Consider the following 25,402-nt stretch of genomic DNA (forward strand, 5'->3'; position numbering starts at 1 on the left):
CTTTAAAAAACCACTCTTATAGAAGTTAAAATATCCTCTATAGCTTGAAGTCTTCTAGACCTATATTGGTAATTAATTAGTTTACTAAGAAGTTCAGTATACTCAATAACTTTAAAGTCGAGTTGTTTAATGGAGAATCCTGCCATTAGATAACCATTTTCAATAAATGTAGATTTGTGTGATTTACAGAAATATTTAATCTTATCTAGAGCATTAAACTTATCAAAATATAAAGATTCTTCAAAGAGGAAAAAATTAGAGAAAAAGTAAAGCCGCAACTCCCCCGCAAGCGGTTCTATTAGACCATTTGACCTGGTTTACAAATTGATATTTTTAGCAAAAAGTTGAAGCCAATTTTGCCATTTATCAAATTCTCTGCTAATTCATAAATATCAATACTTAACTCTTATAAAAAACTGACTTGTATTCCTTTTTTAGGAAAATCTAAGCAGCATTACTAGAGTACTGTGTCTAACACGCTCTCTTATTTAGTTATTTTCTATCCTAATATTCGTCATTCTCTATCATCCATCAGCTTTCTAAAGTCTGAGTCCGGAAACTCAATCACATGTAGGCACTTACCATATAGACGTAAATAATATTCGCGTACAGTAGGCTTATGGTACTTTTCCTGGTCTTCTGAGGCTTCGACCTCGGCTATGTACTTCATAAGCTCAAAAGCCACTTGTTCTTTTGCCGTATGGCAAATTTCAGATTTGGTGGTCATTCTTTTTATTCTCCATAAATATTGAAATAGTATAGCTTCACAATTAACAGGTTTTATTGACTATTTATATGTCGATTATAATTTTATTATGCCGAATATTTGAACATTTAACACCCGAAATTTAACTACCATCTTTATAGATGAGATTTGCCAAACCCCGCCAATCACCTTGAATTGTTGTTCTTCTATTTCCTCAGCAGTTAATAAAACTTCTAGTACTTCGTAATAGTATCCGAAACAATCCTGACTGCACTCATCGGCAGAGGTTGTAAAGCCCAACATGACTAAATTTGCGCACATTGATCATAAAAAGAGAATGATGTGAGATGTCTAGCTAATTAATAAACACTAGAGCGTAATACATGCAAGAGTAACCCCCCCAACTGAGGGCTTTTTATAAGTTCAATCATTGGCCAAATAACATTGAATTAGTTGGCATAATTGCTAAAATGCAAACTGCTTTTTAACACTGTTTTGCAATTATTTTGCTAAAGTTTTGCTGGGTAAAATTTAAGCCATTATAAAACAGTAACTTATTTGTGGAAATTTTTAATGCTCGATATTTATTTAACAGATGTTCAGAAACAAGTGCAATTTAAGGATTATCCAGGTGAACATCCAGTTAAATTTATTCTGAATTTTAAAAAGATCTTTCCTAGCGTGATGGAGCTGATTTTACCCGTTTTACCGGATGATGAAGATCTGGAAAAAATGACTTGGGAATCAACAACCCAGGATTTTGAACTATTCAAGAAACTTTTGAATGGCTGGGGAATCATTGAGCTGCGTTTAGGTGCTATTGCCAAATTTAAAGATAAAAAATTTGCAGATCAGTTAGTTAAAAAGACCCAAGCAAAACGTAAAGCTTTATCATTAGAGCATCCTGATTTATCAGATATAGATTTAGATTATCTATTTATGCATGAAATCCATGCTTTGATTGATGCCGAATTGGTAGAAGTGGGTGAAAAATTTTATTTACCTGTTTTACGTGATAGCTGGAAATCACTTGTTTCAGACCGGGTTTTAATGGCAAAGCTATAATTTAAAAATGATTGAGAAAGGATAGCAACAGCTATCCTTCTTATTTAAAGATAATTTATTCTTAAAATCAGAATAGAAAAATATTCTATAAGTTTACTGTTTTAAATGGTGCGCGTACCTTGCGATCATGCAGCAGATAATATAGGACAACACAAATAAGGGCCAGAAGACTACTTATAAAATATAACTGCGAGTAGTTTATATATTCCAGTAATTTTCCGAGTATATAAGGCCCAAATCCCAACCCTGCATCCAGAAAAATGAAAAAGGTTGAGGTAGCAAGCCCCATGCGGTCTAAACTGGTACTTTTAACAGCAATGGTCTGACACACTGACTGAATATTTCCAAAACCTAATCCTAGTAAAACCGCACAAATTAGCAGCATACTTGCAGTTTGAACTTGGCTCAGCAAGAACAAGCCGAATGCTAAAATTAAAATAGCCGGATACATGATGATATTTTCACCTCTTCGGTCCATTAAAGGGCCAGTAAAAGGACGAGAAAATAGTATCGCTAATGCATACATCAGGAAAAAAATAGAAGCCGCCTTAGCCAGATCTAAACTTTTTGCATAAAAATTAATAAAGGAAAGAACACCTGAATAGCAGACTGATGTTAATAGTACAATAATGGCAATCGGCACAGCACGCGGCTCAATAAACTGTGTAATCCAGCTAGATTTTGGAGGTGGAGCTGTTGCTGTTTCCTGTCTGCTTACTAAGTTGGGCATTTTTATACCTAGAGCAGTAAACAGGCAGCAGAATGCAATTATGCTTGAGAATATAAAAATTACATTATAATCAAAATTTAAACTAAGCCAGATTCCTAGAAATGGTCCGATAGCAGTGCCCAAGGTGCTGCTCATACTATAATAACCAATGCCTTCACCACGGCGAGAAACTGGTAAAATCTGTGCAATCAGGGTTCCTAGAACAGTAGAAGCCACACCCATTGTAAAACCATGAATAGCACGTACAAACAGTAAAAAGCCAATACCATATTCTATAAAATAAAGGCCGGAAAACAGGAAAAATCCACTAAGGCCAGTAAGCAAAGTAAGCCTGTGTCCAAAGCGAGATAAAAATTTTCCAATCAGCAGGCGCCCAAATAAGGTTCCTACAATATAAAGACCAGAAATCAGGCCTGCCTGTGCGGTGGAAGCACCTAGTTCAGCGACTGCATAACCTACAATAACCACTATTAGAAGATAGAAAACCAGAATAAGCTGAAAGTTAATAGCACTGGCCAGAATAAAATTTCGGGTCCATAAGGGAGCACTGTCTTTCATATTGCACCTCTTTTGGAGTCTTGAAGTTGCTTCAACACTAATTCCAACGTGGCTCTTACAAGGGCCAGTTGTTCTGGTTCAATGTGCCGAATTAATGAATATTCAAATTGATCAATACAACTGCTGCATTGTTCAAACAGGGACAAGCCTTTTGAAGATAAAGTTAGCATTTTTTGCCGTTTATCTTCTGTATCAATTTGCTCCAGAAGCTCAAGCTCTATCAATATGTGTATTCGCTTTGCAACAGCAGGCTTGGAGATATTTAAATATTCAGCAATATCAATTGAGGTACATGAATGTTTAAAGTGAATGGTATGTAGTACCTGCCATAATGAATAATTCAAGCTGTAAGGTTCAAGAATGGTATTAATCTGATCACTCATCAATCTAGCCGAAACCAAAAGTGCAGAACGAAAAGTAGGAAGATTAGACATATAGTTAACTAGGGTAACTAAAATCTGATAATATAGTTCCGAGTTCAGTAAGAATCAAGGTCCTACTACATATCTGTTATAAGTTGTGTTTGGAAAGGTATTAAAAACAGACCACATTAAGTTTTTAACTCAGGCCACTTTTAAAATATGTTTTTATAAACTATAGTAAGGAAAGAGTGAAAGCATACACAAAAAGTTGGAATTATTTTTCAATGTTTTTCATGCTTTAGCTTATCAATCGGAAACCCGTTCAGGTCGAGATTAAGCTTTGCTATTACGTGCTGGATTGTTGCTGGCCTTGGCAACAGTATGTTTACAGATTGCAGTATTCTTGCAGCCATTATTACCGCAGCGATATCAGGTTGCGCCAGTCTGTGAGAAAATTACTCATGTATTACTTGCGCCTCCGCACCAGCATGAGCTGTATTTTTCTTTGGATGACACATCACAGCACCGGTTTCTCTCTGATTCCTCAGTTTATGATCATGACAGCAGTCACCATGATCCTAATCATCAATGCCAGTACTGTACAGTCTATGGAAATCTAGTTCTTCCCCCTTATTTAGATTTTAAAGAAATCCTGATTCGTATACAGATTCGTCTCATTACACTTGAACAATTATTTCGGCATATCTATTTTAGTCTGCAAAGACTGTTCCTGCTTCCGCAGGGACGAGCGCCTCCTTTATATATTCCTGTCTAAATCATTAACTTAAACTTTAGGGTAATCATTACTCTAGACCAGTTTTATCTAAATTTAGAAAGAGAATAGTTATGTTATTACTATCTTCAGACGATACAGTACGGCAAGTTAAATCTATCGCATGGATTATTACCAATATCTTGCGTACAAAACAAAACATAAAGCCACATGCTTCTTTTGAACAATCTCAGTACTGTGAATTGATAAGCTTCTTTAAGCTCCAACCTCAACTTGTGCTTAACAATAACAATACAGTGCTCTGTAGAATAATATAGGTGAAGTAATGGACTTAGGTTTAACAGCGCTTGAGCTTGCACGAATACAATTTGCCTTTACGGTTTCTTTTCATATCATTTTCCCCTCAATTACCATTGGGCTGGCAAGCTTTCTTGCTGTACTCGAATGGAGATGGTTGAGAACCCGAAATCCAATTTTTCAAGATCTTTACAAGTTCTGGATTAAGATTTTTGCTGTAGCATTCGGTATGGGCGTAGTGTCCGGTATCGTAATGAGTTATCAATTTGGTACCAACTGGAGTGAATTCTCACGTTTTGCAGGTGGTGTCACCGGGCCATTGCTGACCTATGAAGTGTTAACCGCATTTTTCCTTGAAGCTGGTTTCTTGGGTATTATGTTGTTTGGCTGGGGCAGGGTTGGTCCTAAAGCCCATTTCTTTGCCACTCTTATGGTCGCTCTAGGTACCTGTATCTCAATGTTCTGGATTCTGTCTTCCAATAGCTGGATGCAGACACCTGCGGGCTATGCTATTGAAAATGGCATCATTGTACCGCAAGACTGGCTAGCGATTATATTTAACCCCTCATTTCCATACCGTTTATTCCATATGGGAATGGCAGCTTTTCTGGTCTCAGCTTTACTGGTCTGTGCAACTGCAGCATGGCATCTGTTAAAGGGCCGTCGCGATGCTATGGTAAAAACTTCTTTCTCTATGGCACTCTGGATGTTGCTGGTGCTTGCCCCATTACAGATTTTCATTGGCGATATGCACGGTCTGAATACTTTGAAGCATCAGCCAGCAAAGATTGCCGCAATGGAAGGACATTGGGAAACCAACCATAATGAAGGCATGCCACTTTACCTGTTCGGTATTCCAGACATGGCAGCAGAAGAAACCAAATATGCGGTCGGTATTCCCAACCTAGGTAGCTTAATCCTGACTCACAGTATGGATGGTACCGTAAAAGGCCTCAAGGATTTTGCTCCAGAAGATCGTCCAAATTCTCTGATTGTATTTTGGAGTTTCCGGATTATGGTCGGTCTGGGCATATTAATGCTGTTACTGGCTTTAGGAGGGCTACTGCTACGTAAAGGTGGTCGTTTATATGAAAATAGAGGGCTACAATATTTTGCTTTAGTAATGGGACCGGCGGGATTTATAGCGCTGCTTGCTGGCTGGTTTACAACAGAAGTAGGGCGTCAGCCTTGGGTAGTATATGGCGTTATGCGGACTGCAGATGGCTTGTCGCCTGTACCGGCAAGTCAAGTGGGTCTGACACTAATCATTTTTGTAGTGGTTTATACGGTGGTATTTGGAATCGGCATTTATTATATGCTGCGTCTGATGCATAAAGGTCCGGAATTTGTTCATGCAGATCCTGTCGATCATGGCGGACCGGGTCATTTTAAAACACCAATGCGCCCACTTAGTGCGGCTACTGAAAAAACAGACACAACCGATCAAGATACAAAGGAGAAACATCATGATTGATTTATCTCTGATCTGGGTAGCCATTATTGGCTTGGGTGTATTGATGTATGTAGTAATGGATGGATTCGATCTGGGCATTGGTATCATGTTTCCCTTTATTCAAGGGGAACAGGAACGCGATGTAATGATGAATACCGTAGCTCCCGTTTGGGATGGCAATGAAACCTGGATGGTGCTCGGTGGTGCCGGGTTATTCGCAGCATTTCCAATAGTCTATTCCGCCGTGCTGTCTGCATTATATATGCCCATAATTTTGATGGTTGTGTTTTTGGTTTTTCGCGGAGTGGCATTCGAGTTTCGCTTTAAAGCTAACCGGACAAAACATTTTTGGGACAAATCATTCATTTTAGGCTCTTTGCTGTCAAGTTTTTTCCAGGGTGTGATCTTGGGTGCGTACATTCAGGGAATTAAAATTGCAGATGGCCGATATATAGGTGGTGCATTAGACTGGCTAACGCCATTTTCTCTGTTCACTGGAGTAGGTGTGGTCGTAATGTACGCAACTCTGGGCTGCGGTTGGCTCATTATGAAAACTGATCATGATCTACAGCAGAAAATGTTTCATTTAATGCCAAAAATGCTAATCGCTTTACTGGTTATCTTTGCAGCTATTAGTTTATATACACCTTTTGCTCAGCCACTTATAGCAGAGCGCTGGTTTACTCAGCCGTATTTAACCTACTTCAGTCCGGTACCAATTCTTGTAGTAATCTTCACAGTTCTTGCTTTACGTGCTGTCAAGAAACAAAATGAACATAAGCCATTTATTTTTACTCTAGCGCTGGTTTTTCTGGCTTTCACTGGCTTCCTGATCAGTCTATGGCCTTACATTATTCCTTATGACGTAACGATCTGGCAGGCAGCAGCCCCACATAGCAGCCAGCTGTTTACATTGGTGGGCGCTGTAATTCTTATTCCGATTATTCTGGCTTATACCGGCTTGGCATATTGGGTATTCCGCCATAAAGTTCGGGTAGGAGATGAAGGCTACCACTAACTAGAAGGAGGTTATAATGAAGCTTTCAGAAAAGCAGTGGTTTGCAGTGTTATGGCTGGCGGGATTTTTCAGTCTGGTTTTAGTGGCCGGTCTATTTCGTGTCTTAATACAGCTTGCCTATTAATTGTACAGTTGGCAGTATGGTATTAAAAAGTGGTCTGTTTAAAACAGACCACTTCCATTTAGTGCTTCAGACCACTTTCCCAGCAGTCTTCTCTATAGTGAAGCAGTAATATTTAAGGCCGATATTTTTGGAATAAGTATGACTCCTTTGCTTGACCGAATTCTTCAGACGTTTCAAGCTACAGCTTCCGATCTTGATACTGTACTTCCTTTTTTTAATACCACTTCTGGCCAGATGATGGAGCAGAGTTTAGGCTATGCTATCTATCAGCGCCAGAATTTTCCTGAATCTTGTGAATATGTACATATAGCCCAAATTGAAAATAAGCAGGAAAATATAGCTTATCTTTTTTCTCCATTTATTCTTGCTGTTCTCCAGTACAAGACAAGTTGTTATTTACCTGTAAGCTCCGAGTTATGGTTAGGTCATTATTTAAATATAGATAATCTTCATTTTATAAAACAAGAAAAATCTCTGGATGAAATGGGACTTTTTATTCAGATAGCACCACAGCAGTTAAACAGTGTGCAAACCAAGCTATACAGCCTATTAAGAGCTTTTCTTGATCCGAAACTTAGACAGCTGATTTTTATTGACCTTCAAAATTACGATGATAAAAATCTGAAAATGTTAGAGCAATCTCTGCATGCGAAGATTATCTATCTGCCGTTTTCTAGTAGTAAACTGCAAATAACCAGGTCAAGCTTAGCTGGCTTATTAGGTAAGAAAAAAACTCAGTCGGCGGCAGAAATATGTGAGCTCATTGCTGAGACCAATGCAGAATTACTTAGTACCTTAAATAATAGCCTAAGTATTAATAATAATTTAAAGCTTATTCAAGACCTACTATATAGCGAACATATTCTGGAAAAAATATCTGTTTATGAAGAATTTATAGACACTATTTTTAAACATAAAACCGAATTAACCAAGAGAGCCTCTTATGTCTAAAAAATCCTCCTCCAAGTTTCCTATTATTACAGTACTGATCAGTATTTTACTTGGCTGTATGTTTTTAGGATTCTTTTATCTGGCTGTTACTCAGGAACCGGAATATATGCCTTCATATCAGAAAAAAATGGCGAATCAGTGATAGCATTATAAAATAGTAGCCTCAGTAAATCTGGGGCTTGTTTCAGGTGACTAATGAATAATAATGAGTTTCTCCAGCGCGTTAAAAATGGGCTCAAACATAGCTCCGAAAGGCAGCTTACTCTTAAAGTCTTTCAGGTCATTAAGAATTTTTTACAAGAATCAGATTATATTCAGGAATTTAAGTTTCCCTCTAGCCGCTTCCTTTCTGAAAGTTTGGGGATTTCACGGGATACTATTGAAAAAGCGTACGAACTTTTAGAAAACGAAAAGCTGGTATATCGGGTCAAGGGTAAAGGGACTTTTAGTATTCCTTCTCAAATTCCACGTACTATTCAGGAAGAAAGCAACTTCAGCTTGCCTGAACAATTGATTCAACTGGAGACTCTATTTTTTGACCAAAATCTGGATTTTTTCGCAGATGGTATGCCAGAGGTACGAAATTTTCCGTTTAAAAAATGGTATGACACCGAAAAACTGGCTTTAGAGCAGAACGGATTAAATATCTTTTTAAAAGATAATACTCAAGGTCTTCCATTACTCAGACAGGAAATCGCCAATCTGGTTAATACACAGCGTCATAGCCGGGTACAACCAGAAAATATACTGATCGTAAATAGTACACAGCAGGCATTATATTTATGCGGACGAGTATTATTTCACCCTAATGACCGGGTGATCATGGAAAATCCTTACTATTCCAATGCCAGTCATCTTTTTAAAATGATGGGGCTAAATATACACTATTGTGATATTGATGCCCAAGGTTTAATGATTGAGCGGTGCCATCATTTAACTGATATTAAAGCTATTTATGTGACACCGGCAAGCCAGTATCCCACTGGAATACAAATGAGTATGCAGCGCAAAAAAGAAATTGTGGCATACGCCCGGCAGCAGAATAGTTTTATTATTGAAGATGATTATGATGCCCTACTTTTAAATAGATCTGAAAATGATGCAATACTGGGTCTGGATTCCTGTCAGCGCACTATTTATATCGGGTCTTTTAGCAAATATATATTACCAAGCCTGCGTATGTCTTACATGATTTTGCCCAGTGCACTGGTAGATGCCTTTACTCGTTATCGGAACTATATAGATGGCAGTGCACCTTCCCAGTATTTTCAAACCATTCTTGGGAAATTTATGCAGCGGGGTTATTACGCTGAATACCTTACTCAAATGCAGCGGATCTATCACGAGCGTTATGAAGCCTTTATTTTTTATTTTCATCAGTATTTAAGTGAATTTTGTTTTATCCATGAGAATTCGCCTGCAATGCAGGTTGCCTGTTACTTTAAAGAAAATTTACCTGATGAACTTGAGGAAAGTCTTGTCCAGGCGGCAGCACTCAAGAATATTAGTTTGACTCGTTTAAGTCAGTTTTATGCACAGCATCCGAGCTATGGTTTTGTACTGGGGTTCAGCTCACTGAACCCGACAGAAATTAAGTCATGTATGCTGCAATTGCATGGCCTGATTACGACAGAACTGAAGCGAGTGAATAATATTATTGTTCCCTAGGAAAACAGATTAAAAATTTCATTCCTTAAAAACTGATGTCTTATATTTTTATCTAGATCTTTATGCCAATACATTGCCAGATTTAAGGCTGGCAGTTCAAAGGGTAACTCATATACCTGCACCTGTTTTGAGTAGTGCAGATTGTCTAATATATTTTTTGGAATAGTTAATATGAACTGATCACTCTGTTCCAAAACCTGTAAGGCAGTAGAATAATGCTGGCAGCGCAGAAAAATTTTACGGACCAGTTCCTGACGGTTTAAATAAATATCTTCCAGCAATACACCACTACGCCGTGATGACACACCAATATGCTGGGCCGAAAAGTATAACTCTTTAGACATTTCAGGTAGCTGTGTACACACTACAAAGCGGTCTTCAACCAGCCTTTTATTGCAAAGTTTTTGTCCAAAATCCTGTTCTAGATCAATGACAAAATCGGTTTGTTGTGTAGCAAGATCACTAATAATCATTTTTCGGTCAAGTTTACTTCTCAAAAATTCAATATCACTGTTCAGCTTCTGAACATGATGAATCAGATTGGGGAAAATTAATGGCTCGATTTCATCGTGAATAGCGATCTTTAAATTGTGAACAATACCGGCATCAAGATTTTGATGCTGAAGGACTGAAATTCCCTGAAGCGCCAGTAAGGCATGTTTGACAGGTAAATAGATTTGTTCGGCAAAAGGAGTAGGCCGCATCCTCGCTCCGCTACGTATAAACAGTTCATTTTTTAAATGTAATCGTAACCGTTGCAAGGCATGGCTTGCTGCAGACTGGCTGATGCATAGAACTTGGGCTGCCTTGGAGATACTTTTTTGCTCATAAACTGCAATGAAAAGAGGATATAAGTTGATATCGATATGATGAAAAATGGCAATGTCGAGATAGGGCTCTTTATGAATTTCATGCATGTTTAGGTATTGAATAAAATCATTTGGTTCATATTAAGTTTCGGGCTATGGTAATGTAAATAGAAAATAAGATGATTTCTAAGGATAAAAAATGTTTGAGCTCTCTTCACGTGCACAAGATTTTGTTCAACGTACCCGTAAATTTATAGAAACAGAAATCGAACCTGTAGAAAAAGTATTCTGGGAAGAAGTACATCAACTTAATCCCGATGGAAACTGGAAGAGCTGGCAATGGCCTGAACAGTTGACGGTATTAAAAGAAAAAGCTAAGGCTGCTGGCTTGTGGAATATGTTTTTACCAGATGCTGAGCTTGGTGCAGGGCTTTCTGTACAGGAGTATGCTCATATAGCTGAACTGACCGGCCGTAGTCTGCTGGCGCCTACTGTATTTAACTGTAATGCGCCAGATAGTGGCAACATGGAGCTACTCTGGCGTTATGGTAGTGAAGAGCAAAAGCAGCAGTGGCTCAGTCCATTGCTGGCAGGCGAAATCCGGTCAGTATTTTGTATGACTGAACCTGCTGTGGCTTCTAGTGATGCTACCAATATGCAGGCAACAGCAGTCATTGAAGGTGATGAGATTGTACTTAATGGCCGTAAATGGTGGTCATCAGGTTTAGGGGATCCAAATGCTAAAGTTATTATTTTTATGGCCCATACGCCAGATGAGAGTAAAGACCGGCATCACCAACATTCTATGGTTTTAGTACCCATTGATACAGCAGGCGTGACTATTGAGCGTATGTTACCTGTTTTTGGTGATTATGATGCTCCGCATGGACATGGTGAAATCAGCTTTAATAATGTACGAGTACCACTCAGTCATTTTATTGGCGGGGCAGGTCAAGGGTTTGAAATTGCCCAGGGACGTTTGGGACCAGGCCGTATACATCATTGCATGCGATGTATTGGAGCTGCGGAAAAATCATTAGATTTAATGATTGAGCGTGGTATGTCAAGAACTGCATTTGGTAAGGAAATTCTAAAACTGGGAGGCAATCTCGAGCGGGTTGCAGAAGCACGTGTAGCCATTGATCAGGCCCGACTTTTAACCTTGTATGCTGCCTACAAAATGGATACTTTAGGAAATATGGCAGCTTTAACGGAGATTTCTGCAATTAAAGTGGTGGCGCCTAGTGTACTTGAGAAAGTTGTAGATATGGCTATCCAGATTCACGGTGGTGCCGGTATGTCACGTGATACGGTATTAACAGGTTTCTTTGCACAGGCACGCAGTCTGCGTCTGGCAGATGGCCCTGATGAAGTACATAAGGGTATGATCGCCAAACTAGAACTGGCAAAACGTGGTTATAGTACCCGAAGAAAAGCTTAAAAATTCCAGGAATAGAATAAATGACGGTAATTGATGTTGGTGGACAGATCAAAAAAGGCGAAGAACTAGATATTGAAGCTGTAGAACAATGGCTAAAACAGCAGGGTATTGATCTGCAGGGTAAGGTTGAAGTAACTCAGTATTCGGGAGGGGCTTCAAATTGGACTTACCGCTTGAACTATGAAAATCTGGATCTGATACTACGTCGTCCACCTAAAGGGACTAAAGCCAAATCTGCACATGATATGGTTCGTGAATATACAGTACAGAAAAATCTGGCACCTTATTATCCGGTAGTACCACAAATGGTCGCCCTTTGTGAGGATGAGTCTGTCATCGGTTGCGACTTTTATGTGATGAAGCGTATAGAGGGAATTATTCCACGTGCCAAACTGCCGCCAGAGCTTCAGTTGGGTGAAGCACAAGTACATGAGCTATGTATTAATGTCATTGATAAGCTCATTGAATTACATCAAGTACCTTATCAGGGAACTGAGCTGGAAAAACTTGGTAAAGGCGAAGGCTATTGCCGGCGTCAGGTAGAAGGTTGGGACAAACGCTATGAAAAGGCCAGAACCATCAATGTACCTTCTTTTAAGTATGTCCGAAAATGGCTGCTGGATAACATACCAGAGGATTCAGAGACCTGCTTAATTCATAACGACTGGCGTTTTGACAATGTAGTGTTGAGTCCGCAGCAGCCCACACAAGTTATTGGTGTTTTAGACTGGGAAATGGCCACCTTGGGTGATCCATTAATGGATCTGGGCAGCGCCTTGGCTTACTGGGTAGAACCAACTGATAATATGATCTTCCGTTCTACCCGACGTCAACCAACTCATTTACCGGGTATGTTTAGCCGCAAACAAGTGGTTGAATATTATCTGGATAAAACTGGCCTGAAACCTGATAACTGGACCTTTTATGAGGTATTCGGTATTTTTCGTTTAGCGGTCATTGCCCAACAGATTTATTATCGTTATTTTCATAGGCAAACTCGAAATCCAGCCTTTAAAAACTTCTGGATCATAATTCAGGCCTTGCATGTACGTGCATTGAAACTGATTGCTCAGCAGAAAATTCATGAAAACCCGCTGGCCCAGAAATATGTACATAAGTTGCAGGAGATCCTGAAAAAATGACTACAATATATCTGGTTAGACATGGTCAGGCTTCGTTTGGCGCCACTAGTTATGACCAGCTATCTCCTAATGGAGAACTGCAGGCTAAACTTCTAGGTCAGTACTTCAATAAGATTCTAAAAGATGAACCTTATGTAGTAGCAGGAAGCATGCGGCGTCATCAGCAGACCGCTCAACTGGCACTTGCAGAATACTTTCCTGAAGTTCCGGTCCAGACATTGAGCGAATGGAATGAGTTTAACCATCAGCAGGTTTTCTCTCGCTATGAACCCCGTTTTAATGAGCCTGCACTGCTCAAGCAGGATGTTGCCAAAGAAAGCAATCCACGCGCTTACCTGGCTAAAATCTTCGAAGGTGCCATTCAGCGTTGGACAGGAGGTGATTATCATCATGAATATGATGAATCATGGCCTCACTTCAAGCAACGTGTAGAAACAGCACTCGTAAACCTGTGTAATGAGCTAGAAAAATCTAAACCACGTTATGCAATTGTTTTCACTTCAGGAGGGGTTATATCGGTAGCAGTCGGCAAACTTCTGGAGCTTAATCCTGACCGGACTTTTGCGCTTAACTGGGCAATCGCCAATACCAGTCTAACTACTATGCGTCTGGTAGGTAATGAGCCACAATTGCTCAGCCTAAATGAACATCATTTTATCAAGGCTACTCACCCTGAATTACTTACATGGATATAAAAGGAATAAACCATGGCTAAAACAATCTTAATTACTGGCGCCAGTTCTGGGTTAGGCGCGGGTATGGCACGCGAATTTGCACAAAAAGGCTATAATCTCGCAATTTGTGCGCGACGGATGGAGCGCTTGGAGCAGCTGAAGCAGGAGCTGGAGGTTCAATACGGTATTAGAGTTATTGCAAAAACTCTGGATGTAACGCATTACAATGAAGTTTTTGAAGTATTTAAGGCGTTTAAGCAAGAGTTCGGAAAAATTGATCGAATTATTGTAAATGCAGGAGTGGGTGAAGGCCGCCGTATTGGTAAGGGAAATTTTGAAGTTAACCGTGCTACAGCAGAAACTAACTTTATTTCTGCTTTAGCCCAGTGTGAAGCAGCTGTGGAAATTTTCCGTGCACAAAATGCCGGTCATCTTGTCGTAATCTCATCCATGAGTGCTATGCGTGGCTTGCCAAAGCACCTTTCTACCTATGCTGCCAGTAAAGCGGCTGTAGCGCATCTGGCAGAAGGAATCCGTGCTGAACTTTTAAATACTCCCATCAAGGTTTCAACAATTTTCCCTGGTTATATTCGAACCGAACTGAATGAAGGGGCTAAAAAACTTCCATTTGAAGTGGATGAAAAAACCGGTAGCAAAGCACTCGTCGAAGCCATTGAAAGAGAGCCCGTTAAAGCTTATGTTCCAAAATGGCCATGGTTACCCATGGGTATCGCAATGAAGATATTGCCTTTAAAACTGGTGAATAAACTTAGCTAGTACCAAGACTCTCCGGAGTCTTTTTTTGAACAGAATTAAAAAGAAATGTAGGTACTGTTTACCGAAATTAACAGCCTGAACAAAGTATGCATGGAACTATATCTGAAACTAAAGTAATTTTTATAAAGATTAGATTTTGAAAACCAAAAAATCAAAGTGCACACGTGATTCAGGAAATTAGTCAGTATGCTTGAAAACCAGATTGAAACTCATCCTTTTACACCTTTTTTACCAGAAAATGCAAAGCTGTTGATGTTAGGAAGTTTTCCACCATCGCGTGAGCGCTGGAAAATGGAGTTTTACTATCCGAACTTTCAAAATGATATGTGGCGAATCTTCGGTCTTATTTTTTTTGAAAATAAAAACTATTTTCTTGATATTGATAAAAAAAGCTTTAATGAAACTTTAATTTGTGAGTTTCTGGTAGATAAAGGTATAGCCATTTATGATGTTGCGGAAAAAGTAATTCGTCTAAAGGGCAATGCTTCAGATAAATTCTTGCAAATCGTGACTACAGTCAAGCTTGAAGAGCTGCTTATGCCGATTCCTGAATGTCATACTCTAATGACCACAGGAGATAAAGCAACAGAAACACTAATTTCCCTTTTACCTGAAGGAACTGAAAAACCCACTATTGCCATGCCGATACATACCCATTTTATGGGCAGAGACCTGAATCTATACCGTATGCCATCTTCATCACGTGCATATCCATTAGCACTTGAAAAAAAAGCAGAATTATATGGGAACTTTTTTCAGGAAATTGGCCTGATTTAATGAATATGATCATTTCAAAAGGATCCATATTAAAAAAGCGGCCTATATAGACCGCCTTTTTGTTAGACTTTTATAGCCAGCTTATACCAGCGTCATCAGGCTGGCATTACCACCTGCAGCAGCAGTGTTAATACTGATTGCACGTTCAATAACTAAACGCTCAACCGGAATCTGTAACTGTTGCGGCTCTAAGTGAGTAATTCCAACAATTGCACCTTCGCGCTGTGCGATCTGTTTCTGCAGATTCATGAGTTGGTTCTGACTACCATGATGTAACACAGCATCAAAATCACCAGTTTGAATATTTTCAATGATGTGGAATTGCTGACGTATAACTTCAGGTAACCTGGCTGCATGTTTTTGATAGAAGTCATTACCTTTAAGTAAAACTGGTTGACTACCTACCGAGAAAATTGCAATAAGTTGAGCAATCTGTTCCTGCTCACTCTCTGCCAGACTTAAAGTTCTTTTACGTGGTAACACAGCATACTGATTTGATTCCCCGGTTGGTCCCTGCAATTCAAATACTTTCCCTGCAAAGAAGCTTTGCTCTTGGCCCAAAGTATATTGTGGCAGATTCTGTTTTACCCAAGCCAGAAAATCGACATATAACGGATTAGCACTTGTATGGTTCACCGTCTGTACTGCAAACGGCTGTTCCAGTTTTTTAGGCTGACAATCTTGCATCAAGCGGTATAAATAGAGCGGACCGCCCGCTTTTGGCCCTGTACCAGATAAACCTTCTCCGCCAAAAGGCTGTACACCTACCACGGCACCTACAATATTACGGTTAATGTAAAGGTTGCCTACTTCTGCATGTTGAATAACCGTTTGAATTGTTTCATCAATGCGTGTATGTAAACCCATAGTCAAGCCATAGCCTTTAGCATGAATGGCATCAAGTAACTGTGCAAGCTGGCCCTGTTTGTAGGTAATTACATGCAATACCGGTCCAAAGACTTCACGTTTGAGTTCATTAAGGTTTGGTAACTCAATAAGTGTTGGAAGAATAAAAGTCCCATCTTTGAACTGGTTTTGCTCCGGATTATGCGCAAACTGGTATACCGGGTAACCTTGTTTCTGCATTTTCTGGATGTGATTTTCTATATTGGTTTTTGCTTCCTGATCAATTACCGGTCCGATATCTGTATTCAGATAAACCGGATTGCCAACCCGTAACTGCTGCATGCCACCTTTTAGCATATGTAAAAGCGGTTTTGCATTATCTTCCTGCACACATAAAATACGTAGTGCGGAACAGCGTTGGCCGGCACTATCAAAGGCTGAGCTCAAGACATCGAGCACCACTTGTTCAGTTAGGGCAGAGGAGTCCACAATCATCGCATTCTGACCGCCTGTTTCAGCAATGAATACCACTGGCTGACCATGACGGGTTACACGACCTGATACAGTTTTTTGCAGAATCTTGGCAACTTCAGTTGAGCCGGTAAACATGATGCCCTGGATACGTGCATCCTGGCTAAGTAATGCCCCTACAATTTCACCACGGCCTGGCATAAGCTGTAGCACACTATGAGGAACACCAGCCTCCCATAGCAGTTCAACAGCAAGAGCAGCAATGAGAGGAGTTTGTTCTGCCGGTTTTGCAACTACACAATTACCGGCCACCAGTGCCGCAGCGATTTGCCCACTGAAAATTGCCAGCGGGAAGTTCCATGGACTGATACATAAAACGGTACCCAGCGGTGTGACTACACTCTGAGCCGCAATTGATTCCATTTGAGTAGCATAATAACGCAGGAAATCTACCGCTTCACGAACTTCAGCAAGGCCATTTGCATAGGTTTTACCGCTTTCACGAGAAAGAAGAACCAGTAACTCCTGAATACGTTTTTCCATCAGGTCGGCTGCTTTTTTCAGCATACCTGCTCGCTGGACCGGTGTGGTATTTGCCCAGTCTGATTCAGCTTTTTGTGCCAGAGTCAGTGCCAGTTCTACATCTTGAGCTTCTGCTTCATGTACATAACCCACAATATCCTGATGAGAAGATGGATTTAATACCGTGACCAGACTACGTTCCAGGCTGGAATCAATTTCCTGTCCCAGCATAGGCTGGCTAGACCAGGTTTGATCATGAAAACGGGTTGCTGCATCATTTAGAGCTTTCAATACCTGGTCATTTGCCAGATCCAGACCTTTAGAATTGTGACGCAGATTGCCATACAAATCTTGAGGGAAAGGAATAGAAGGATGTTTCTGTCCCAGTTTTCCGGTAAAGGCTGCAGTCTCTCTAATTTCCTGAACAGGATTGCGGATCAGGCTTTCGATGCTCAGATTCTTGTCAGCAATACGGTTTACAAATGAAGTGTTGGCGCCATTTTCGAGCAGGCGACGTACCAGATAGGCCAAAAGAGTTTCATGGCTGCCGACAGGCGCATAAATACGACATGGAATGCCCAGTTTTTTATCCTGACGTGAACCTACTACCTGTTCATATAACGGCTCACCCATACCATGCAGACATTGGAATTCATACTGACCCGGATAATATTGTTCCGGTTTAGCCAGTTGGTAAATCGTTGCCAGTGTTTGCGCATTGTGTGTGGCAAACTGCGGATAAATCTGTTCAGGCGCGGCGAGAAGTTTCTTAGCACATGCAATATAAGACAGGTCAGTATGGACTTTTTGAGTAAATACCGGATAGTCCGACATACCTTCAATCTGGGATTTTTTAATCTCACTATCCCAGTAAGCACCTTTAACCAGACGGATCATCAAACGTTTTTCAGAACGTTTTGCCAGATCAACCAGATAATCGACCAGATTGAAGCAGCGTTTCTGGTAAGCCTGAATAACAAAGCCAATACCTTTCCACTGGGCCAGAGATGGCTCGAAACATAGACGTTCTAATAGTTCCAGAGACAGTTCCAGACGTTCAGTTTCTTCAGCATCAATATTCAGGCCAATATTATATCCTTTGGCCAGCTCGGCTAATTTGAGAATCTTAGGATAAAGCTCTTCATGTACTCGGGTAACCTGAGCACGTTGATAACGCGGATGCAGGGCAGAAAGCTTGATTGAGATACCCGGGCCATCATATACATCTTTGTCTTTAGAAGCCTGACCGATTGCATGAATGGCCTGGCTGTAATCATCATAATAGCGTTCAGCATCTTCAGCTGTGAGGGCAGCCTCGCCCAGCATGTCATAAGAATAGCGGAAACCTTTATCTTCAAGTGATTTTGCATTGTTCAGTGCTTCACCAATGGTTTCACCCGTTACAAACTGCTCGCCCATCATACGCATGGCAACATCAACAGCTTTACGAATAATGCCACGCCCGCTACGTGCCAGAATACCTGTCAGGATGCTTGACAGGCTGGTACGGGTTGGTGTTTCCATCAGTTTACCGGTCAGCATTAGCCCCCAAGCTGCCGCATTTACAAACATCAGGTTGCTTTGGCCCAAATGTTCTTTCCAGTTGCCCTGATTAATCTTGTCACGGATGAGCAGATCCCGGGTAGCTGTATCTGGAATACGAAGAAGAGCTTCAGCCAGACACATCAGTGCAATACCTTCCTGCGAAGATAAAGAAAACTCCTGTAAAAGTCCCTGTACAATTCCAGCCTTGCCCGAACCTGATTTACGGTCACGTAAACTGTGTGCCAGATTAAAAGCCAGTTCATAAATTTTCTGGTCCAGCTCTGCAGAAAGCTCAGCTGCCTGTAATAGCTCTTCTACCGCTTCAGGCTCCGCACGGCGCCAGGCAGTATTAATCTGTTCTTCAAAATTGCTTTTTTCCTTGAAAGCAGTGATGTAGCCGAAGTGTGGCTGGGCATTTTCCCGAGCGCTGTATGTATCCATTACATTCATGTCAGTATCCGATGACAATATTAAAAACTGTGATGATCAGTCACTTTAGATAATTTTATAATTACAAAATAAATAGCGAATAACTCACTAAAAATAGTTCATAATTTAGTGAATTATTCATGGAAGACAGGAAATTATGCTGGATCGTACAGATTTCAAAATACTTGAACTATTACAGTGTGATGGACGTATTGCCAACAGTAAACTGGCTGAGTTAGTTAACCTCTCTCCCACAGCTGTAATTTCACGGGTACAAAAGCTTACCAAGGAAGGATATATACTTGGTTATGAAGCTAAACTTAACCCAAACAAGCTGGATGCCGGCTTTGTTGTTTTTGTCGAGGTGATGCTGGACAAGACAACCCCAAATGCTCTTGAAGAGTTTGAAGAGGCAATTCTGGACTATCCGGAAATTTCTGAATGCCATTTAATGAGTGGAGGATTCGACTTTCTGCTTAAGGTGCGCAGTGCCAATATGGAAGAATTTCGTAAAATGGCAGGACAGGTGCTCTGGCAACTGCCAGGCGTAAAGGAAACACGCAGTTATCCGGTGATGGAAGAGCTCAAAACCACAACCCGATTAAAGCTTAAAAGTAAAACAGCAGTTAAAAATAAAGGGGCTTAAAAGCCCCTTTGTTTTAGATATGGATAACCGGTTTATTTCTGCTCATGATACAGACGGTCAGCTTCTTCAAAACGATCAGTCACCTCGCGACCTGGCACTTTACCCATCAGGCTGACCAGCATGATCACTGCCCACGCCAAAATGAAACCAGGAATAATTTCATAGATACCAGTTTCAGCAAACAGGTTTTTCCATAAAATTACTACCACTGCACCTGTGATCATTCCGGCTAAAGCACCATTTAGAGTCATGCGCTTCCAGAACAAAGACAGAATAATGAGTGGACCGAATGCAGCACCAAAACCTGCCCATGCATAAGAAACTAAACCTAAAACCTTGCTCTCTGGATTACCTGCAAGAATAATCGCCAACACTGCAATTGCCAGAACCATAAGGCGGCCTACCCAAACCAGTTCCTTCTGAGAAGCATTTTTGCGTAGGAAAGTCTTATAAAAGTCTTCAGTTAAAGTACTTGAACATACCAGTAACTGGCAGCTTAATGTACTCATCACAGCTGCTAAAATCGCAGCAAGAATAATACCTGCTACCCAAGGATTAAAAAGGATCTTGGTTAATTCCATAAATACAGTTTCTGGATTCTGAGTCACTGCACCTGCAAGTTCAGGGTGCTGTGCAAAGTAGGGAATACCAAAAAAACCTGCTCCAACTGCACCGCCTAAACATAGAATCATCCAGGTCATGCCGATACGACGTGCAGCCGGAATTGACTTGACTGAATCTGCTGCCATAAAACGTACAAGGATATGCGGCTGGCCAAAATAACCCAGACCCCAAGCCATGAGAGATAAAATAGCCACTATGCTCAAATTGGAGAACATGTCGAATGCAGCAGGTCGAGCAGTTTCCAGCAGTGTCATAACTTGAGTAGTGTCGCCAATACTTAAAAATGTAATTACGGGTGTTAGTAGTAAAGCAAAAATCATCAGGCCAGCCTGGAATGTATCAGTCCAGCTAATAGCCAGAAATCCGCCAATACATACATAACTGATAGTTGCAATAGCACTGATCCATAGAGCAGTCTGGTAAGACATTCCGAAAATACTTTCAAATAGACGTGCACCTGCAACCATACCTGAAGCACAGTAGATTGCGAAGAAAATCAGAATAATCATTGCTGATGTAATCCGCAGGATTTTCTTGTGGTCTGCAAAACGGCTAGTGAAATAATCTGGAAGAGTTAAAGCGTTATGCTGGACTTCGGTATGTACCCGCAGACGGCCTGCAACCAGTAGCCAGTTTAGCCAAGCACCAATAATTAGGCCGATGGCAATCCATGCTTCAGAAAGTCCAGACAGGTAGATTGCACCTGGAAGGCCCATGAGTAGCCAGCCACTCATATCTGAAGCACCGGCTGAAAGAGCGGTGACGAAGCTGCCGAGGCTTCGACCACCGAGAATATAATCTGAAAAATCGCTTGTGGCTTTATAGGCATACAAACCTATACCTACCATAGCGATGATATAAAATATAAATGTGATGAGGGTAGGGTTAAACTGTTCCATGCCTGCCTGTCCTTATGCTGTATATGTGCATTCCAGCAAATAGCGCATTATATCTGATTCACCTGGAAAGGCTGTGATTCAAGCACAAAAGTGATTTTTTGTACTGTTACATTTGTAATACAATTTTACATGCAAAATGTTACTTTGTGTAACTTTAGTTACAATAAATTTATTATAGTGATTTATAAAGATTAATTTTTAAACTTATAACTACAATTTTGCATTAATGTAAAATAGTGAAAAAATTTAACTTTTATACAGCGCTTCAAATAGAAAATTCAAATTTCTGCCAAAATTTACATAAAATTACGTTAGTTGCAGAACTTGATAAAAATTAGTAAAAACTTTCCAAATGTTTCATATTGTAAGTAGTGAAAATTATAACAAGTCCTATTATACTTCTATTGCACTATAATTGTGCACAATTTAAGAGTTAACGGAATGAATATTGGACAAAACAACAGGTTTCGCACCGAAAAGGACTTATTAGGCACCAAAGAGGTGCTTTCTTCAAGTTACTATGGCATTCATACTTTAAGAGCCTTAGAAAACTTTCAGATCTCTCAGCAGAAAATAGGTGAACAGCACCATTTCATCCGCGCTTTGGCTCAGGTAAAAAAAGCTTCAGCACAAGCTAACCAGTTTTTTGGAAAACTTACCGAACAGCAGAGTCAGGCCATTCAGGCAGCATGTCAAGAACTAATTGATACTCCAGAGAATTGGGAAAAACATTTCCCGCTAGATGTCTATCAAGGCGGCGCTGGTACTTCTATTAATATGAATACCAATGAGGTAATTGCCAACTTGGCGCTAGAAATGACCGGTCATGACAAGGGCTCATACTATATTATTCATCCCAATGACCATGTGAATAAATCACAGTCAACGAATGATGTCTATCCGACTGCCTTAAGAGTTGCGACCTACTATGCTTTAGATCAACTGTTTATGCAGGTCGAAAATTTAATTACTTCACTTGAATATAAGGCAACTGAATTTCGTTTTGTCTTAAAGATGGGACGTACCCAACTGCAAGATGCAGTACCTATGACCCTAGGACAGGAGTTTCGTGCTTTTGCTACTCTGCTCAAAGAAGATGTACGTTTAATTCAAAAGATGCGCCAGCTATTATTGGAAATTAACCTGGGTGCAACAGCGATTGGTACCGGTGTAAATACGCCACAGGGTTATGCGGCTAAAGTGGTAGAATGCTTAAAGGAAATTACTGGTCTGCCGCTTTCGGGAGCAGAAGACTATGTAGAAGCAACCAGTGACTGTGGTGTATTTATTATTCTGTCGAGCAGTTTAAAACGTCTGGCCTGCAAACTATCAAAAATTTGTAATGACCTGCGTTTATTAAGTTCGGGACCACGTACCGGACTAGCTGAAATCAGTTTACCTGAAATGCAGGCAGGTTCATCTATTATGCCGGCTAAAGTAAATCCTGTGATTCCTGAGGTAGTTAACCAGATTGCTTTTAAGGTTATAGGTAATGATTTAACCATTACCTTTGCTGCTGAAGCAGGCCAGTTACAGCTTAATGTTATGGAGCCTGTCATTGCGCAAGCCTTAAATGAATCAATCGGGCTACTCACCCAAGGCATAAAAACACTCGATGAAAAATGTATACAGGGCATTCATGCCAATGAAAAGACCTGCTACGAAGCAGTAATGCGCAGTGTTAGAATAATTACCTTGCTTGAACCGATTCTTGGTCATGGTGCGTGTGATGAAATCGGTAAGCAGTGTATTGCTGAGAATCGTACAATTCAAGACGTAGTTTTAGAGAAAAAACTGCTGACCGAAAAACAGCTGGAAGAAATTTTCTCATTTGAAAATCTGGTGAGTGAAGTATTGTCCGGAAGTGCTTCACAAACATTAGACCAAGTAAGCTGAATAATTTAGGCTAAAGTAATATTTTTAAAATCCAAAAGGATAGCCCATGCAGCTATCCTTTTATATTAATCAGGTTAATCCTGATATTCTATGTAGTCCCATAGATTTAATCGGCTTTTAATTTCACGGCGAATATGAGGGAGCTTTATCAGTAAAGTCCCCTCAATCCATAATGCTAAAGCCTGGCTGGTTACTAGTTCTCCAGAAAGTTCTACAAGCTGGGCACCTTTAACTGTCACTATAACGTGTTCGTTGCGATAGTATTCAATACCTTTAAAAAGTATTTGCAGCTCATAACCTGTATCGACAATTACCCACTCTAGCTCAATCTGGATATTTTCACTAGATTTTAAAATAGCCTGACCTTCAAGAATATTACTGTCGGAAGCCAGGCAGTCATATTCCACACGGATCTTGCTCAGGAACCATTCCTGTCCACCTAAGTCATCCAGAGTTTTCTTGGGCGTCAAAATATCATTTAAATTAAATTGCCGGCTTAAATCAAAAAATTGCATTACGGGGAGATGTGAACTGTAAAAGTGGCCATCTTAAAAGATCAGGTCGTCAGGCACAACTTTTACAGTATATAAATGCAAATTTTGAAAATCAGACTTACATCATCCATTCAATAGGCAGTCTTGAGACAGTATCCATCATGAAGCGCTGGAAACGGCTAGTCCCGGGTTCATTCTGATGTTCTATCACTTTGCCGTCCTTTTTCTGTTCTAACCAGACAATGTTACCTTTTTGATCTAATTTGAGCTTATAAGCAATCTGGGGAAGGTGCTTGTCGAGATTTAATGTAATCTGTTTTTGTAAAGCTTCAGATTCAATCACCAAGCCTACTTCTGTATTCAGATTAACTGAACGTGGATCAAAATTGAATGAGCCAATAAAAACCTTGCCGTCTACATCAAAAAATTTAGCATGCAAACTGGAACTGTTCTTGCCTTTAGAGGGTATTACGTTACCGGTAGCGACTTCATACCAAGTACGACGCTTTCGCTCCTGATAAGGCTTAAATTCATAAAGCTGTACACCATGTTCAAGCAGACTTTTACGGTACTTCCCGTAAAAGGCGTGGACCAAAGCAACATCATTGGCTGGCAGAGAATTGGTTAGAATTCTGACATTAATTCCATTTTTAGAAATATTAGAAAGGTACTTCTGACCGATTTCTGTAGGTACAAAATAAGCTGAAACCAGTTCAAGATGGTTTTTAGGCTCACCCAATATAGAAATCATCTGGTTATAAATCAGTTCATTGCCAGTTGCTAGTCCTTTAATTTTCTTGGGAGAGTCTGCTACAAAATATGCTTTGGCCCAGTTGATCGGGCGTTCCTGCAAATATTGGTTAATCAGTTCCTGAGCCTGAGAAATCCGTTCTTCTGTCGGGTTGCGAGAATTTTCAATCAGGTCATATTCTTTACGTAATGCAATTAACTGGTCAACCGTACCGAAACCGAGCAGCTGTTGTGATGAGTAGCTCAATTCATGCAGCCAAAATTCTGCAAATACTTGATTAGCCTGCTCAACAGCTTTACCAGAAAACAGAATGTCCATGTCGGTAAACTGGAATTCCTGACTCGCATCAAAGTATTCGCGGCTAATATTCCGTCCACCTGTTACGGCCATGACTCCATCAGCAATAATAAGTTTATTATGCATACGCTGATTGACATATTTCATGCGAAAAAAATAGTCCAATACCCGCAAATGCCGGTATTTGTAAGGATTAAATATTTTAATTTCAAAATTTGGATGCAGACTGAGTACTTTTAAGGTCGGGTCGAGCTGTGTACCATTCTGATCATCAATTAAAAGCTTTATTTTTACACCACGATCAGCTGCTCTTAGGAGTTCAGCAAACATCAGGTGCCCAATAAAATCATTATTCCAGATATAATACTGTAATTCTAAAGTATTTTTTGCATTACGAATCAGGTGGATACGTGATGCTATACTACTAAATGCATCTTCCATGGCCAAATAGGCAGTGAGTCCCTGTCGGATTTTTTCGTCTTTAGCATCATCATTAATCCAGGGGCGAGAAGGCGTATGTTTATGCTCCGTATATTCCGAGATATTGGGAGGGAGCTCACAGCCAGTTAAACCCGTCAATGTCATACCAATAATTATACCTTTCAGATGATTATCTAATTGCATTTTAATTATGTGTCACGTATCTCTTTCACATTTAAGATAACATCATACCTGAGTAAATACTTGAATGTTTTAG

Annotated in this window: 24 protein-coding genes; 15 read left to right on the forward strand and 9 right to left on the reverse strand. The window is 40.2% G+C overall.

The window, feature by feature from the left end:
* Positions 1-514: 514 nt before the first annotated feature.
* The gene (locus tag B3X18_RS03655; RefSeq protein ID WP_005014460.1) at positions 515-727 is read right to left on the reverse strand and encodes a hypothetical protein; all 213 of its coding nucleotides are present in this window, start codon (positions 725-727) and stop codon (positions 515-517) included.
* A gap of 75 nt (positions 728-802) precedes the next feature.
* Positions 803-1,009 (reverse strand): hypothetical protein, encoded by a 207-nt coding sequence (locus B3X18_RS03660; protein ID WP_016801363.1) that lies wholly within the window; start codon positions 1,007-1,009, stop codon positions 803-805.
* A 270-nt stretch (positions 1,010-1,279) separates the two neighbouring features.
* Here B3X18_RS03660 and B3X18_RS03665 point away from each other — a divergent pair, with 270 nt between their 5' ends.
* On the forward strand, positions 1,280-1,771 hold the full coding sequence (locus tag B3X18_RS03665; RefSeq protein ID WP_005025778.1) for a hypothetical protein: 492 nt from the start codon (positions 1,280-1,282) through the stop codon (positions 1,769-1,771).
* Positions 1,772-1,856: 85 nt separating this feature from the next.
* Here the strand turns inward: B3X18_RS03665 and B3X18_RS03670 are convergent, their stop codons facing one another.
* Both B3X18_RS03670 and B3X18_RS03675 read right to left on the reverse strand, forming a co-directional pair.
* Entirely contained in the window at positions 1,857-3,059 is a 1,203-nt protein-coding gene (locus B3X18_RS03670) for an MFS transporter (RefSeq protein ID WP_005025782.1), read from the reverse strand.
* Positions 3,056-3,493, reverse strand: a complete 438-nt coding sequence (locus B3X18_RS03675) for a MarR family winged helix-turn-helix transcriptional regulator (RefSeq protein ID WP_005025784.1) — start codon at positions 3,491-3,493, stop codon at positions 3,056-3,058. The genes B3X18_RS03670 and B3X18_RS03675 overlap by 4 nt, the downstream gene beginning before the upstream one ends.
* A 268-nt stretch (positions 3,494-3,761) precedes the next feature.
* On the opposite strand from B3X18_RS03675, the gene B3X18_RS03680 reads away from it, so the two are divergent.
* The 7 genes from B3X18_RS03680 (at position 3,762) to B3X18_RS03710 (ending at position 9,665) form a co-directional block, all read left to right on the forward strand.
* The gene (locus B3X18_RS03680) at positions 3,762-4,196 is read left to right on the forward strand and encodes a hypothetical protein (RefSeq protein WP_005025787.1); all 435 of its coding nucleotides are present in this window, start codon (positions 3,762-3,764) and stop codon (positions 4,194-4,196) included.
* 283 nt (positions 4,197-4,479) lie between these two features.
* Positions 4,480-5,925 carry a cytochrome ubiquinol oxidase subunit I gene (locus tag B3X18_RS03685; protein WP_005014452.1) on the forward strand — a complete coding sequence of 482 codons (1,446 nt, stop codon included), beginning with the start codon at positions 4,480-4,482 and terminating at the stop codon, positions 5,923-5,925.
* Complete coding sequence (gene cydB / locus B3X18_RS03690; protein WP_005025790.1) at positions 5,918-6,922, forward strand: cytochrome d ubiquinol oxidase subunit II; 1,005 nt, start codon at positions 5,918-5,920, stop codon at positions 6,920-6,922. The genes B3X18_RS03685 and cydB overlap by 8 nt, the downstream gene beginning before the upstream one ends.
* A gap of 16 nt (positions 6,923-6,938) precedes the next feature.
* Positions 6,939-7,046 carry a hypothetical protein gene (locus B3X18_RS03695; protein ID WP_005014449.1) on the forward strand — a complete coding sequence of 36 codons (108 nt, stop codon included), beginning with the start codon at positions 6,939-6,941 and terminating at the stop codon, positions 7,044-7,046.
* A 138-nt stretch (positions 7,047-7,184) separates the two neighbouring features.
* The gene (locus B3X18_RS03700) at positions 7,185-7,997 is read left to right on the forward strand and encodes a hypothetical protein (RefSeq protein WP_005025792.1); all 813 of its coding nucleotides are present in this window, start codon (positions 7,185-7,187) and stop codon (positions 7,995-7,997) included.
* Positions 7,990-8,139 (forward strand): hypothetical protein, encoded by a 150-nt coding sequence (locus B3X18_RS03705; protein ID WP_005014443.1) that lies wholly within the window; start codon positions 7,990-7,992, stop codon positions 8,137-8,139. Before B3X18_RS03700 ends, B3X18_RS03705 begins: the two co-directional genes overlap by 8 nt.
* Before the next feature lie 53 nt (positions 8,140-8,192).
* Positions 8,193-9,665: a PLP-dependent aminotransferase family protein gene (locus tag B3X18_RS03710; protein WP_034675265.1), complete on the forward strand. Its 1,473-nt coding sequence runs from the start codon at positions 8,193-8,195 to the stop codon at positions 9,663-9,665.
* Here B3X18_RS03710 and B3X18_RS03715 read toward each other — a convergent pair.
* On the reverse strand, positions 9,662-10,582 hold the full coding sequence (locus tag B3X18_RS03715; RefSeq protein WP_286935139.1) for a LysR family transcriptional regulator: 921 nt from the start codon (positions 10,580-10,582) through the stop codon (positions 9,662-9,664). The genes B3X18_RS03710 and B3X18_RS03715 overlap by 4 nt on opposite strands.
* A 91-nt stretch (positions 10,583-10,673) precedes the next feature.
* Here B3X18_RS03715 and B3X18_RS03720 point away from each other — a divergent pair, with 91 nt between their 5' ends.
* From B3X18_RS03720 to B3X18_RS03740, 5 genes are all read left to right on the forward strand, one after another.
* Entirely contained in the window at positions 10,674-11,915 is a 1,242-nt protein-coding gene (locus B3X18_RS03720) for an acyl-CoA dehydrogenase family protein (RefSeq protein ID WP_005014434.1), read from the forward strand.
* Positions 11,916-11,935: 20 nt separating this feature from the next.
* Positions 11,936-13,057, forward strand: coding sequence for a phosphotransferase family protein (locus B3X18_RS03725; RefSeq protein ID WP_005014431.1), 1,122 nt, complete (start codon positions 11,936-11,938; stop codon positions 13,055-13,057).
* Positions 13,054-13,752 (forward strand): histidine phosphatase family protein, encoded by a 699-nt coding sequence (locus B3X18_RS03730; protein ID WP_005014429.1) that lies wholly within the window; start codon positions 13,054-13,056, stop codon positions 13,750-13,752. The genes B3X18_RS03725 and B3X18_RS03730 overlap by 4 nt, the downstream gene beginning before the upstream one ends.
* Positions 13,753-13,764: 12 nt before the next feature.
* Positions 13,765-14,508 (forward strand): SDR family oxidoreductase, encoded by a 744-nt coding sequence (locus tag B3X18_RS03735; RefSeq protein ID WP_005025800.1) that lies wholly within the window; start codon positions 13,765-13,767, stop codon positions 14,506-14,508.
* 186 nt (positions 14,509-14,694) lie between these two features.
* Entirely contained in the window at positions 14,695-15,285 is a 591-nt protein-coding gene (locus tag B3X18_RS03740; protein WP_286935140.1) for a uracil-DNA glycosylase family protein, read from the forward strand.
* An 81-nt stretch (positions 15,286-15,366) separates the two neighbouring features.
* On the opposite strand, the gene putA is transcribed toward B3X18_RS03740, so the two are convergent.
* Positions 15,367-19,119, reverse strand: coding sequence for a trifunctional transcriptional regulator/proline dehydrogenase/L-glutamate gamma-semialdehyde dehydrogenase (putA, locus tag B3X18_RS03745; protein WP_034675255.1), 3,753 nt, complete (start codon positions 19,117-19,119; stop codon positions 15,367-15,369).
* A gap of 136 nt (positions 19,120-19,255) precedes the next feature.
* Here putA and B3X18_RS03750 point away from each other — a divergent pair, with 136 nt between their 5' ends.
* Positions 19,256-19,744, forward strand: coding sequence for an Lrp/AsnC ligand binding domain-containing protein (locus B3X18_RS03750; protein ID WP_005014418.1), 489 nt, complete (start codon positions 19,256-19,258; stop codon positions 19,742-19,744).
* Between the two features lie 32 nt (positions 19,745-19,776).
* Here B3X18_RS03750 and putP read toward each other — a convergent pair whose 3' ends face one another.
* Positions 19,777-21,267: a sodium/proline symporter PutP gene (gene putP / locus B3X18_RS03755; RefSeq protein WP_005025803.1), complete on the reverse strand. Its 1,491-nt coding sequence runs from the start codon at positions 21,265-21,267 to the stop codon at positions 19,777-19,779.
* Positions 21,268-21,708: 441 nt separating this feature from the next.
* On the opposite strand from putP, the gene aspA reads away from it, so the two are divergent.
* Positions 21,709-23,163, forward strand: coding sequence for an aspartate ammonia-lyase (aspA, locus tag B3X18_RS03760; RefSeq protein WP_034669979.1), 1,455 nt, complete (start codon positions 21,709-21,711; stop codon positions 23,161-23,163).
* Positions 23,164-23,237: 74 nt separating this feature from the next.
* Here aspA and B3X18_RS03765 read toward each other — a convergent pair whose 3' ends face one another.
* Together B3X18_RS03765 and B3X18_RS03770 are read right to left on the reverse strand one after the other, a co-directional pair.
* A complete protein-coding gene (locus B3X18_RS03765) occupies positions 23,238-23,678 on the reverse strand; it encodes a hypothetical protein (protein WP_034669977.1) in 441 nt (146 codons plus the stop codon).
* Between the two features lie 97 nt (positions 23,679-23,775).
* Positions 23,776-25,329 carry a phospholipase D family protein gene (locus tag B3X18_RS03770; RefSeq protein WP_005405002.1) on the reverse strand — a complete coding sequence of 518 codons (1,554 nt, stop codon included), beginning with the start codon at positions 25,327-25,329 and terminating at the stop codon, positions 23,776-23,778.
* Positions 25,330-25,402: the final 73 nt, after the last annotated feature.

Source organism: Acinetobacter sp. UBA6571, from assembly GCF_002434085.1.
Classification (GTDB): domain Bacteria; phylum Pseudomonadota; class Gammaproteobacteria; order Pseudomonadales; family Moraxellaceae; genus Acinetobacter; species Acinetobacter radioresistens.